At 37.7% G+C, this 12,846-nt stretch carries 11 protein-coding genes; 2 read left to right on the top strand and 9 right to left on the bottom strand.

The features are described from left to right. From F596_RS12335 to F596_RS0109620, 9 genes are all read right to left on the bottom strand, one after another. Window positions 1-79: IS1/IS1595 family N-terminal zinc-binding domain-containing protein (locus tag F596_RS12335; protein ID WP_428829176.1), on the bottom strand; the 79-nt coding region annotated here is incomplete at its 3' end. 522 nt (window positions 80-601) lie between these two features. Then, window positions 602-1,093 carry a hypothetical protein gene (locus tag F596_RS0109655; protein ID WP_019036790.1) on the bottom strand — a complete coding sequence of 164 codons (492 nt, stop codon included), beginning with the start codon at window positions 1,091-1,093 and terminating at the stop codon, window positions 602-604. Then, window positions 1,090-3,288 carry a peptidase domain-containing ABC transporter gene (locus tag F596_RS0109650; protein WP_008449150.1) on the bottom strand — a complete coding sequence of 733 codons (2,199 nt, stop codon included), beginning with the start codon at window positions 3,286-3,288 and terminating at the stop codon, window positions 1,090-1,092. Before F596_RS0109650 ends, F596_RS0109655 begins: the two co-directional genes overlap by 4 nt. Before the next feature lie 3 nt (window positions 3,289-3,291). After that, window positions 3,292-4,764, bottom strand: coding sequence for a radical SAM/SPASM domain-containing protein (locus F596_RS0109645; RefSeq protein WP_019036789.1), 1,473 nt, complete (start codon window positions 4,762-4,764; stop codon window positions 3,292-3,294). Between the two features lie 234 nt (window positions 4,765-4,998). Continuing rightward, on the bottom strand, window positions 4,999-5,133 hold the full coding sequence (locus F596_RS12255) for a hypothetical protein (RefSeq protein ID WP_282705109.1): 135 nt from the start codon (window positions 5,131-5,133) through the stop codon (window positions 4,999-5,001). 30 nt (window positions 5,134-5,163) lie between these two features. Continuing rightward, entirely contained in the window at window positions 5,164-5,313 is a 150-nt protein-coding gene (locus F596_RS11920; RefSeq protein ID WP_019036787.1) for a hypothetical protein, read from the bottom strand. Between the two features lie 242 nt (window positions 5,314-5,555). Then, a complete protein-coding gene (locus F596_RS0109630) occupies window positions 5,556-6,002 on the bottom strand; it encodes a hypothetical protein (RefSeq protein ID WP_008447578.1) in 447 nt (148 codons plus the stop codon). Further along, window positions 5,999-6,883 carry a DUF6734 family protein gene (locus F596_RS0109625; RefSeq protein ID WP_008447574.1) on the bottom strand — a complete coding sequence of 295 codons (885 nt, stop codon included), beginning with the start codon at window positions 6,881-6,883 and terminating at the stop codon, window positions 5,999-6,001. Before F596_RS0109625 ends, F596_RS0109630 begins: the two co-directional genes overlap by 4 nt. A 137-nt stretch (window positions 6,884-7,020) precedes the next feature. Next, the gene (locus F596_RS0109620; RefSeq protein WP_248621432.1) at window positions 7,021-9,309 is read right to left on the bottom strand and encodes an outer membrane beta-barrel family protein; all 2,289 of its coding nucleotides are present in this window, start codon (window positions 9,307-9,309) and stop codon (window positions 7,021-7,023) included. A gap of 349 nt (window positions 9,310-9,658) precedes the next feature. Between F596_RS0109620 and F596_RS0109615 the strand changes: the two genes are divergently transcribed. Continuing rightward, on the top strand, window positions 9,659-11,062 hold the full coding sequence (locus F596_RS0109615) for a DUF3945 domain-containing protein (RefSeq protein WP_019036785.1): 1,404 nt from the start codon (window positions 9,659-9,661) through the stop codon (window positions 11,060-11,062). A 21-nt stretch (window positions 11,063-11,083) separates the two neighbouring features. Beyond that, on the top strand, window positions 11,084-12,846 hold a 1,763-nt coding region (locus F596_RS0109610; RefSeq protein WP_019036784.1), incomplete at its 3' end, for a DNA topoisomerase.

Below are 12,846 nucleotides of genomic sequence, written 5' to 3'. Positions count from 1 at the left end.
TATATAGTTGTACACCTTTGTGAACACCATTCTTTTTCGTGTGCGTACTACCACACGCACGACATCTCATTTTGAACATACTAACTTTGAATTTTTAGGCAACTTAAATGCCCATAAAGTTAGTATACATCGGAAAGACACCTATGTCTCAGCCTGCAAAATGAGCTATTGAGCAATTTGAATCGTCAATTTAGTGCTGAAGGTATCTTGAATGGGCGAAACATGTGTAAATATCGAATGGCATGACACTTTTCAGCCTGCAAAATGAGCTATAGGTCGAAATTTTGTAGATATTCTATTCTGATGAATTATAAATTTCAAGGGAAAATGTTTTTCCAAATTCAGTTCTGTTTAGCTGTAAAAATCACCTTCCCTCCAAAATAACAAAAGGAGTCCAGCTATCTAAATCTCTTTAATCACTATTTGTAGGTATTTTGATGCGGTGTGAGATAAAAAAGTTGCAGGAATTTTGGGTGCTCGAAAATAAATTCAAATTCATTTAGACAAATAACGAGAGGGTATTTTGGAGGGAAACCTCGTTGGTATTTACAACTCGGTATTTTTATAAGATTTCATTGGTTACTAGTGACTGAATTCTGTTTTATCTTTGGTAATAACGAGATATTATATGGTTTACTACACTTGTTTTTTCAATAGTTACAATACCTACTCCATTATACTCTGAGTAAACCATTTTGCTTTTTATCGCATACGGAATCTCAATGGAAATTGGAATATAGTAAATACCATTGTGGTAGATACAGTTCTTTTTAAAAGATATTTTTCCATAAATATATCCAAATTGTGAATAAGGGAAGGCATTTAACTGAATAATAATGGACTGATTATTATGAATCTTATAGTAATCTTCCTCTCTAATTGCTATAGTGTTAACATCTTTTTGGGGGCTTTTTTTTATATATACTTGTCCCTCAAGCGTTTCAGAGTATTTTATAAAAAAAGATGATATAAGAGTGCATAGAACCACGAAGAAAACTGCTAATAATCCATAACGAATATTTTTAGAAGGAATCTTTGATAAAACCTCATCGAATTCTTTAGAACGTTTGGTATACATCTTAATTTGTCTCATAATTGTTTGTTTACCAGATTATAATAAATCCCTTTTTGGGCAATAAGTTCGCGATGTGTTCCAATCTCCTTTATTCTACCCGCTTCTATCAATACAATTTGATCTGCATTGCGAATAGTACTTAGACGGTGTGCAATTATTATTTTGGTTTTATTTATAAAATATGTAGACAGATTTGAGACAATGTCATTCTCGTTTTTGGTGTCTAAAGAATTGGTTGCTTCATCAAGAAACAGATAGCTTGGATTTTTATAAATAGCTCTTGCTATTAAGATTCTTTGCCTTTGTCCTTGGCTTAATCCAATTCCATCGTCTCCTATCCTTGTATCGTATTTTAAAGGTAAATTAATTATAAAATCATAAATGTTTGTTATCTTTGACACCGTATATAATCTGTCTTCATCGAATTCATCTGGGTTGACACATATATTATTTGAGATAGTATCATTGAAAATATAGCCATTTTGCATGACAACTCCACATACAGAACGCCAACGCGATAAATCAATGTCTTTTAAATTGGATGTTCCTACATAAATATCCCCAGTCTCTGGGGGGTAGAAACCTAATATCAATTTTAAAAGAGTTGTTTTTCCCGTTCCACTGACACCAACTATTGCAGTCGTTTTTCCAACTGGAATCTTTAGTGATATATTGTCTAATATCATAGGGGAGTATGGGTCATTATACCTAAATGAAACATTGTGTATATAAATATTTTGATTAGACAATTCTTCTTTATAAAGTTTGACAACGGGGGTGTTTTCTATTTTTTTTAAATGTATTTCTCCCAACCGTTCTAAAGATATTTTAGCATCTTGTAATGAATGAATAAATTGGATTACGCTTGACACCGGACCATTTAACTGACCATTAATATATTGAATAGCCATCATCTCCCCCACACTTAGCTCACCCTTTATAACTAAAAAGGCAGAAAAAAAAACAATACCGATATTTTTTATGTCGTTTAATAGTGTAGCACCAATGGTTTGTAGCTGTTCTAGCCTAAGACCTGCTATAGATATTTTGAAAAGCTTAATTTGTATCCGTTCCCATTCCCATCTTTTTTCAGTTTCGCAATTATTGAGTTTTATGTCTTGAACTCCATTTATCAATTGATAAACACTACTTTGATTTTGTGATGAAACAATAAACCTTTTGTAATCAATAATTCTTCGTCTCTTTAAAAAGAAAGAAAGCCATCCTATATATGCCGTAGAGCCGGTTAAGAAAATCAAGAAAATATATTTATTGAATATAAAAAGGATGGTACCAAATACAATAATAGACATTGTACTGTATAAAATGTCCAAAAGATTGGACACCAAAAAAGCCTCTATCCGATCGTGATCTTTAATTCGTTGAATAAGGTCGCCCGTAAATTTTTTATCAAAAAAGCCTAATGAAAGACTCAGCATTTTACAAAGGAAATCTGAAATGATAGAAATGTTTATTCTTGAACTTATGTGGAGCAATAGTGAACTACGGATATACGAAATAATAGAATTACATATTGTAAAACATAAAAATCCAATAATTATTAAATAAATAGCTTGTATATCTCTATGTCCAATTCCTTTATCAACAATGGATTGTGTCAAAAATGGAAATAGAATTTGAAAGACACCTCCTAGTATTAGTCCAATTAGTAGTTGTAAATAATATTGCCTGTAGGGCTTGATATATGTTAATAGAAAAGAAACGCTTATTTTTTTTTTACGTTCATCACTTTTATGGAATGAAATAGATGGTTCTAGTAATAAACAAATACCATATTCTTCAAAATGCTCAAAAGATTGTAGCCATGCCTTTGAAAAAGACTCTTCATCTAAATCTATTTTTCCAACAGAAGGATCTGCAATTCTATATATACGTTTTCCTCTACTTGTTTTTATATCATATAATACCACAAAGTGTTCTTGTCTCCAATACAAAATACAAGGACACTTAACTTGCTTAGATAAGATGTCTAATTTAATTTTTACCCCTCTTGTCTTAAAACCAATTTTTTCTGCAGCTTTAGCTATTGCCAATAATGAAACTCCCTCTCGTGTTATATATGTTATATCTCTTAGATACTCTAAGTCTAATTTTTTACCATAATATAGTGCAATAGATTGCAGACAAGCTGGACCGCAATCCATAGCATCTAACTGAGCTGTATAAATAAATTTCTTTTTAAATAGTCGCATAATTTATTGCAGAGGACAATTTACATCTGGTAAATCCCATTTTTTAGACCCATTTTTACGAATAATATCCCTATAGCATATTTGTTTTTCAGACCTACATCTTTCAAATAAAGTACAACTATGGCATTTACTTTTGGAAGAAATTGCACTTTGTTTGACATGATACAATGACAGGGCTTTGTCTGAATTCCAAATTTCGTCAATAGATTGACGTTCAACATCGCCTATAATAAAGTGTGGATGCCAATATAATTCTTCACAAATAGTTACCTTTCCATCTGGGAGTATAAAAATTTGAGAAAAATTCCCAGCACAATATGCTCTGTTAAGGAAAGATTTTACTTTCTCTTCCTGCGTAGTGAGGTCATTTGCACTGTCAACTTCCGGGATGGGACTTTCCAAACCTTGATATTTAATCTCAATCTTAGATGCTACAGATATATGCTTAAAGTAATTGAACAATTCTGTTAGCGAGTCTGTTGGCGGGGTTACTTTTCCTCGATATTTTGGTAAAGAATAGATAGATTCGTTTCCAATATCAGGCTTCCAATATAATATATTCTTTCTTTCATTTAGAAAATCAAACAAGGATGACATATCCTTGAGGTTAGCATTCCATTGATGTAAAACGCTATGTATTGCTACTGGTATTTTTTTTTCTTCCATATAAAGGAGCATGGATTTTACTTTGTTTGTGTAATTTTTCCCAACCTTAAGAGTCTTCTCTAGTGTTTCAGAAATAAGGCTATCAAGTGAGAATTGTAAAGGTAAATTATATGTTGCAAATATATCTATGTCTTCTTTAGAGAGAGGTATTTTAGTTGAGACAAAAGGATAATAATCATTTTCTACTAATGAAAAGAGTAATTCTTTCCAATGTGGATACAAGAACACTTCTCCTCCAATTAAGTCAAAGCTTACAACATTAAGTCTTTTGGCTTCTTGAATAAGTTCAAGAATTTTAGAAAGTGGAAGAGTGCAATTGGTAGGACGCCGTTTGTCTGCATAGCAATAATAACACTGTGTCGCACAAATGTTATTCAACATTAAAGTTATAAATGATACTGTTTTATGACGACGGTATTTCAGGTTAAATCGATCTATAATAAAATCTGATGGATTATAGCGATGGAAAGGATTCTTATAGCTAAAACGAGAAATAATTAAATTTTTTGGGAAACCGATAGTTACTCCTTCGTACACAAATCCTACATCATCTGGATTATCTATAAGCTTAAGAATAAATGATTCTACAAATTTTCTCTCAATAGGTATAAAATTTATTACTCTTGAAACAACACTTTCATAGTCGCTCCCATCTATGAAAGAGAGAATTATTGCATGAAGAGGATGTATAACACCTGTGAATGAAAGATTTGCAGTTGCAGATAATGAATATAGGCCAGTGCGTCCTAATAACAATACACTGTCGCCATCAGGTTTAAGAATATATGCGGGGTTAAGTAATATCTTCATATGCCTAATTACTAAATAGGCGTGAAGAGTTATGTCATCACGCCTATAATAAGATTTGTTGCATCTTTTTATCTAGATTTGGAAGTACTGCATGAAACAGAACAAGAAACCTTACATCCTGTTTCACATTCATAACCTCCCTTGATTTCGTGCATTTCAGAATCAAGGAGGTTTTGGGCGTCTGAAACTAATGCCATTTTCATTTCTTCTTTTGACATTTTGATAATGTTTAATTTATTTAGACCTACTATTTGAACATGATGTGGAACACGATTGACGGCATCCTGTTTCACAATCGTAGCCACCCTTAATTTCGTGCATTTCAGAGTCCAGTAGATTTCGGGCATCTGAAACTAATGCTATTTTCATTTCTTCTTGTGACATTTTGATAAGTTTAAATTATTTAGACCTACTATTTGAACATGATGTGGAACACGATTGACGGCATCCTGTTTCACAATCGTAGCCACCTTTAATTTCGTGCATCTCAGTATCTAACAAATTCTGAGCATCCATAGCTAAAGCTATCTTTTTTTCTTGCTGTGACATAATTACTTATTTTACAAATTTATAATTTCGATTTTCTTTGATGCGCCTAATTTAACTTAGACTCTACAAAAGTACAAAAAAAATACGATTCTCCAAAGAATAACGAGAGTTTATTGTGAGGCCTTAATCTTCGAATTTATCTTTTTTTCTCTTTGTTATTTTTTAGAATAATTAGTTCCTAAAAGAAACAACACGACTTATTCATTTAGTATTATGTGAATCATAAGTTATATATCTCCTTATTATACATTCAATGAGATATACTGATAACTTAAAAATTTGCGAATAACAACATTCAGGCGAGAGTATAACCTATCTTGCTTCATGTCAGTTGTGTCGCATGCTATTCTGTGAATTTCATTACCACTTATAGGATGATTGTATTTACATAGCGAAGTAAGAAATAAATCAACTCCAGAAAGTTCAGCCCAATAAAATTCCAAATTTCCAGTAGCAATATATTTGGGAAGTATTACATGAGGTGTAATTTTATCTCCTACTAGATATGATCTTAATTCAAGTAGAGGCGAGGGGATAATGGAAATATCCATCACATTATATGATGAATATAGCATTTTGAGGTTCTGGCGTACAATACAAACTTCTGTTTCTCTTATACGACCAATTTCGGACTGCCATTTATTAAGAAAATATTTGGCATCACTTGCTAAATATAAAGGATAATTCATAGTTCACCTTTTTTATATAAATCTAATATTCGTTGAAAGTAGTCAGGATATTCTATGTACAATCGATGTGCCATTTGTTCTCCAATAATATACCATGTCTTATAAGCACCAACAGCATGAATGTATTGCTGTCTATGGGGAGTTTCCCAAAAATCTGTCAAACCAAGAAAATGTTCGTCTACATCTTCATCTATCAAGTACTCAATTTTTATATTTTTGGACTGAGCCAATGCATAAAATAGAAATTGCTCGTAAATAACATTAAACATACCAGGACGTTCTAATGTTCGAATAACATCAATGTTTTTATCCACAAAATCAAATGCCAATTTACAATATTCCTGAAAAAAACTTATATCAGTTCCTCCAAGAATCCCTGCATTAATCTCAATAATGCTGTCTGTTTTAACAAATGCTTCTTTAAGAAGATCTGGAACATAGTGAAATTTTTTTAGAATATCTTGAAAAAATTGTTTGTTATGAGGATAGGAAACCTCCAAATTATGTGCTACTAATTTGGATTCAAATAGTTGTTTCTTTAAAGGTTTCCATATGTAAATGTCATTATCCACATGTATGAATGGTTCTTTTATCAGAGAGTATGTGTATATTTTACCAATAGCCCAAAGATATTCTGGATATATAGTATTCAGCTCATCTAATGAGGTTGTCACTTTATTGTAAGGAAGGCCAATCTTATCGATAAATAATTCTTTTCCATGCTTATCTGTCACAAGATTAATTTTATGAAACTCGCTGAATTTTAGACAGCTAAACGCACAACTCATATAATGAAATAATCTTTTATTCCATCCTCCTTTATCTGCTTCTGGTCTAAAATAAGGTTTAGACCAGTAACTATGGACTAATTCAGTAACCATTATGATTGATAATTATAAATTAATTGTAAACATATAATTCTATATATTGTGACTCATTATCGATAGAAAACTATACTTTTTGAGAAAGAATTTTAAGATGCTGTTTTTGATGTCCTAAAAAAAATATAAGATGCTATTTAAAACCGATTCTTCTCTATATTACCAGCACCACTCCCCTTATACCGAGAATGGGCAGCATTGAAGTTGTAGCGAAAGGTGACGGAGAAATCACGTGTATCGTAGAATTTGTTCACCATTGTACGTGTTAGGGCATCGTAGGTGATAAAATTCTGTCGTAATGTGCCAAAGAGATCATTGAGTTGTAGTTTGATACTCCATGCGTCATTATGGAAAGACTTGTACAATCCAAGGTTATTGATCCAATAGCTTTGTATGTAGGCATTGTCGCCATTGCCTGAGGTGCGGACGGAGACATCCACGTTCAGCCACACATCCCATGGGAGATGAATACTGTTGTTAAATCGGAAAATGCCCAACGGATGGTTGAGCTTCATTGGTTCACCATGATGTGTCAGCTGGAAATCCTGCCATGTGATACCAGCCGTCCAAACAGGATGCCAGCATCCGAAGAATGTAGGCGAATAGTTGACAATGGCACTGAAAGAATGAAAGCGTGGCATATTTTGCATGGTCAGCAGTGTAGCCTCGGAGTTACCAGGATAGGAAATTGTCTGCCACATAAAGTAATTATTGGTGGAGGTGTATTCCAGTTCTACAAAAAGTTCCTTCCAAGAAGATGAGAGCGAGAGATAGTCACGATAAATAGGGCGTAGATTGGGATTGCCCGACTCGTAGGTGTAACGATCGATATATTTCACAGCGGAACTTAGTTGTTCAAAGGCTGGGCGTGAAGTTTTGCGCGTGTAAGATAGGCTCATCTTTACCTTTCTAATAGGAAACGAGAGCGATACCGTAGGAGCAATGTTGTGATACGTACGGCTTTGATCTGGCGAGTATACGTCAAACTGGTAGAACTTAGCGCCAGTGGATTCCCACCGCAAGCCTATGTTGGCTGATACACTACCAAAAGTCTGGTTACTTTCGACAAACATAGCAGTTGTAATTTCTTCAACTTGGTTGTCATTGCTGGTAATATAGCTTGTGCTACCTACGTATAGATCAGTACGGTGTATGTTACTGAACTCTGTGCCAAAGCGCAGGTCACCTTTCCATACTGGATAAGAAGCTGTTGCGTTGCCAGCAATTAAGCGATTGCAGACATTGCTTGCTGTCGTAAAGCTGCGCGCTGGATAAAGTGATGACAATTCCTGTTCGTCTGTATTACGGTCGTTAATTTGCCACAAAGCATCGATGTTTACGGACAATTGCCATTTGCCCACGGTTCCTAAATAATAGGCACTCAGCAAATGTTGGCGATTATGGCGATTGGCGGTGAATGTGTTGTCAAGACGCTCTTTAAACAAATTGTCGTTATAACGTGAGTTCTCTGATGGACCAGATGACATGGAAGGTTTGAACTTGAAATCGTAAAACATGCCGAAACTCTGCGTCTTATGGTTATAGTTGAGTCCAATCTTTCCTGCGTAGACAGGATATTTGGAGAATTCTTTACCCGTATTGTGTTGTTCGATAGTTGTTGCTGGCAAGTATTGTTTAATGCTGTTTTCATAGAATAGACGCTCACGATAGTTCTCATAGTTTAGTGTCCCGAAAAGGTCAAAGCCGTTGCGTCGGTAATTGAGATTTGTTTGTTCAAAGAGATAAGCGTAATGTTTGAATCCAAGTGTCGTTCGATCGTTGAAAGAAAAGCCTTCACCGATAGGTGCTACCGTTATGATTCGGATTACTGCATTGGCGATTGAGGTGTATTGTGCACCAGGAGATGTGATTACTTCCACATGCTTCACTTCCGAGGAAGACAACTGAGTAAGTTCTGACTGGTCATGTACCAGTCGATTATTGATATAGATGAGTGGAGTGCCTTTCCCCTGTACTTCTATGCCTGTGCCAAATCTGGTGACGAGCGGCATCTTGCCAATCAAATCAAGAGCTGTCCCTGCATGGGAGAGATAGGTGCCAGAAACGTCTACCTGTATGCCATCATTTTTAAGTTTAACCATTGGCCGCGTCCCCTTTACAACGACTTCATTCAATTGGAGGTCTATAGGGGTCAATACAACCTTGCCTATATTTCCTTTGGGATTATTTATCCAAAGCTCTTTATAGCCGATAAAAGAAATACGGAGTGTGCTTTGGACATTCTTATCTACGACTTGAAGTGAGAACGTTCCGTCATCTAGGGTGGATGTTGCCGTGATGAGTGTGGAGTCTTTTGCAGAGAATAGCGTAATATTGGCGAACTCGATGGGGGCGCCAGAGTTATCTATAACAGTTCCCTCAACATTATTGAAATCTTGTGCGAGAAGAGCCTGGAATGTCGACATCTGCAGTATAGTTATAAATAACAGCTTTGTTGAGAACAAACTATCTAAATGTATCATTATATTACTATTTAAAAGTTAGAATAAACATCAAAAATCTTATTGCCAAGATAAGGAATTGAAGAATTAAAGTGTAAAGGTATATTTTTTTTTTCGAGAGGACAAAATTATTTATACAAAATAGTATCATTTTGTTGATAATAACATGTTTTACAAGAATATCTACAAATATAAAACTCAATTTCACGTAAAATCCCGATATTTCCTGTTTTTCCAGAAAACTTTCCTATACCTTTATATACTTATAACTTAGCTGCTTGATAACAGTATTCATCATTAAAATTATTAAGCAATGGAATCAAACAGCAATGACAATTACGTGCTGGTCTTGGAAGACCGCACGGAAGTGAAGAATGAGCAGGAATCGGGTAAATTGTCCGTCATATCCGGTGTTGACGACAAGGGAAACCTTAAAACCACCGAGGCAATCGCTGCCAATCAAGCAGCGTTCTTGAAGTTCAACAACAAGGACGGACTTCTCAAAAACTTCATGACCAACTTCCTCAAACAGTTCAATAACCCGACTCGTTTCGGACTGTACAAGGTTTTGGCAAACAATGTAGAACAAGGTGTGGACAATCTTCGCACCATGTTGCAAAGTCGTGAAAAGCCAGAAAGCAAACAGCAACTGACAGAGATTGGAGTATCCTTTGACGATTATCTGCCGAAAAAGAAGAACGCCACAGTCATTGATGAATCAAAGATTGATTGGAAGCAACTTGGTGACCTCGGTCTTACCCGTGAGCGATTGGAGCAGAGCGGAGAGTTAGCAAAGATGCTCAATTGGCAAAAGAGTAATCTTGTAACCATCGCCATTCCGATGGGCGATACCACCATCTACACCGATGCCCGTTTGGCATTCCGTACCGATGGCGAGGGTAATATCGGTTTGGCAGTTCACCCGCTTCGCAAGGAGCCACAGCTCGATTTCCCTTATATGGGACACAAGTTCTCTCCCGAAGAAAAAGAACAACTTCTTGCAACGGGTAATCTCGGTAAGACCATTGAGATTACGCCCAAGAATGGTGAGCCATTTGCCGCCTACGTTTCCATTGACCCACAGACCAACGAACTCATTGCCCTGCGTGCCGACCGCGTGAATATCCCCAAGGAAATCAAGGGTGTTACACTTTCTGATGCACAGTACAAAGACCTTGTAGAGGGCAAAGCCGTGAAAGTGGAAGGAATGACCGCCAAGAGTGGTAAATCCTTCAATGCTACCTTGCAAGTCAATGCCGAGAAGAAAGGCATCGAGTTCATCTTCGAGAATAAGCAAGGCTTGAAGGAGCGACAGCAGCACTCTCAGCAACAAGGCGCACCACATAAGCTCTGCGGTTTGGAACTCTCCGACAAGCAGCGTGAAGCATTAGACAGCGGTCGCACACTTTATCTGAAGAACATGGTGGACAAGGAAGGACAACCCTTCAATGCCTATGTCCGTATGGATAAGGAGCAGAACCGCCCGCGTTTCTACAAATGGAATCCTGACAAGAAGCAAGAGACCGGCAAGGAAAAGGTGGTAGCCGTAGCCGAAGAACACAAAACACAGGTTGCCGTGAATAACGACGGCAAGACCAACGAAGCTACCAAGAACGTGAACGAGCCGTTAAAGTCCGGGCAGACACAGCCCACTGCCGCCCAAAAACAGAAACAGGACGAAAACAAACAGAAGAAGTCCCGTGGACGCAAGATGTAACCCTTAATTCTATTATCGACTATGACAACTTGTATTATCGCCGAGAAACCCTCGGTAGCCAGAGATATAGCCCGTATCGTTGGGGCAACGAACAAGCAGGACGGATATTTGGAAGGTAACAACTATTTTGTTACATGGGCAATGGGACATCTCATCGCCCTTGCTATGCCTGAAGCCTACGGCTTTTCTGCCTACAAAGCCGAAGACCTGCCCATTCGTCCCAATCCTTTCCAACTTATTGTCCGCCAAGTGCGCAGGGACAAGGAATTTGTATCAGATCCTGCCGCATTAAAGCAACTTAAAGTCATCCGTTCCTGCTTTGACAAGGCAGATCGTATCATTGTCGCCACCGATGCAGGGCGTGAAGGAGAGTTGATATTTCGTTACATTTATCAAAATCTTGGTTGTAGGAAACCTTTCGACCGTCTTTGGATTTCATCACTGACGGACAAAGCTATCCGTGAAGGACTTGCCAATCTTAAGCCGGGAAGCCATTACGACAATCTCTATCACTCCGCCAAGGCAAGAAGCGAAGCCGACTGGCTCGTGGGTATCAATGCGAGCCGTGCATTATCCATTGCACGCAGGGGTGGTTATTCATTGGGACGGGTACAGACCCCAACCCTTGCTATGGTCTGCCGTCGGTACATAGAGAACCGTGATTTTTCTTCCGTACCATTTTGGAAATTATCCGTTCTCACAGAAAAAGAGGGTTTGTCACTGAAAGCCGTTGGCTGTAAAGACTATGAGAATGAAGCATCAGCACAGACAGCTCTCGCTACGCTTCGCAGTCAGAGCCAGCTTACAGTGGAATCGGTCGTAAGACGAGTTGATGAGCATGGGCGAATAAAGGTAACACATACCGCGCCACCACTCTTGTACGACCTTACTGCCTTGCAGAAAGATGCCAACAGACGCCACGGCTTTTCAGCAGACAAAACCCTCTCAATAGCCCAAAGCCTCTATGAGAAGAAAATCACGACCTATCCCCGCACAGGCAGCCGATACATCAGTGAGGATGTTTTCGAGGAAGTACCCACCCTGCTCCGCAAGACAGGAGAAACACTTCCGACTCCGCTTAACCGCCATTCGGTGGATAACACAAAGATAACAGACCACCACGCCATTATTCCTACAGGAGAAACACCACAGGGCTTATCGGCAGAAGAGGTGACCGTCTATCAGATGGTAGTAACTCGTTTCATCGAAGCATTTTCTCCCGATTCAGAGGAAGATCGTATGCAGGTTCGTTTCACGGACGGCACCAACACCTTTACTTGGAAAGCATGTAGGCAGATTTCCTTGGGTTGGAAAGCCGTACAGAAAGAACAGGTTGCTGATGTAGAGAAAAAGGTAAACGATGATGAACAGGAATTGCCTTCTCTTCCTGACTTGACGGAGGGAGAGGTTTTACCACTTGTTTCTACTGACATCATCGAGCATAAGACCAAACCTAAACCTCTCTACACAGAAGCTACTTTACTTTCAGCAATGGAGAATGCTGGGAAAGAGGTCGAGGATGCAGAGAGCAAAAAAGCTATGGCAGAATGCGGTATAGGAACACCTGCCACCCGTGCCAACATCATCGAGACGCTTATTCTCCGTGATTATATCCGAAGGGACAAGAAAGCCATCATACCGACAGAAAAAGGCCTGGCTGTCTATGAGATTGTCAAGGATAAGAAGATAGCCAATGCGGAGATGACAGGCAGTTGGGAACTTGCCCTTGCCGCTATTGAAGCAGGGAAGATGCCGCCAGAAAAGTTTGCACAAGGCATCAACTC

This window comes from Prevotella amnii DSM 23384 = JCM 14753 (genome assembly GCF_000378745.1).
Lineage (GTDB): Bacteria > Bacteroidota > Bacteroidia > Bacteroidales > Bacteroidaceae > Prevotella > Prevotella amnii.
This window is presented reverse-complemented; position numbering and strand designations above follow the sequence as displayed.

What these genes read in the sequence shown, in the direction of transcription:
- F596_RS0109655 (WP_019036790.1), bottom strand. Translation starts at nt 1,093, where the DNA reads ATGAGACAAATTAAGATGTATACCAAACGTTCTAAAGAATTCGATGAG.
- F596_RS0109650 (WP_008449150.1), bottom strand. Translation starts at nt 3,288, where the DNA reads ATGCGACTATTTAAAAAGAAATTTATTTATACAGCTCAGTTAGATGCT.
- F596_RS0109645 (WP_019036789.1), bottom strand. Translation starts at nt 4,764, where the DNA reads ATGAAGATATTACTTAACCCCGCATATATTCTTAAACCTGATGGCGAC.
- F596_RS12255 (WP_282705109.1), bottom strand. Translation starts at nt 5,133, where the DNA reads ATGAAAATAGCATTAGTTTCAGATGCCCGAAATCTACTGGACTCTGAA.
- F596_RS11920 (WP_019036787.1), bottom strand. Translation starts at nt 5,313, where the DNA reads ATGTCACAGCAAGAAAAAAAGATAGCTTTAGCTATGGATGCTCAGAAT.
- F596_RS0109630 (WP_008447578.1), bottom strand. Translation starts at nt 6,002, where the DNA reads ATGAATTATCCTTTATATTTAGCAAGTGATGCCAAATATTTTCTTAAT.
- F596_RS0109625 (WP_008447574.1), bottom strand. Translation starts at nt 6,883, where the DNA reads ATGGTTACTGAATTAGTCCATAGTTACTGGTCTAAACCTTATTTTAGA.
- F596_RS0109620 (WP_248621432.1), bottom strand. Translation starts at nt 9,309, where the DNA reads ATGTCGACATTCCAGGCTCTTCTCGCACAAGATTTCAATAATGTTGAG.
- F596_RS0109615 (WP_019036785.1), top strand. Translation starts at nt 9,659, where the DNA reads ATGGAATCAAACAGCAATGACAATTACGTGCTGGTCTTGGAAGACCGC.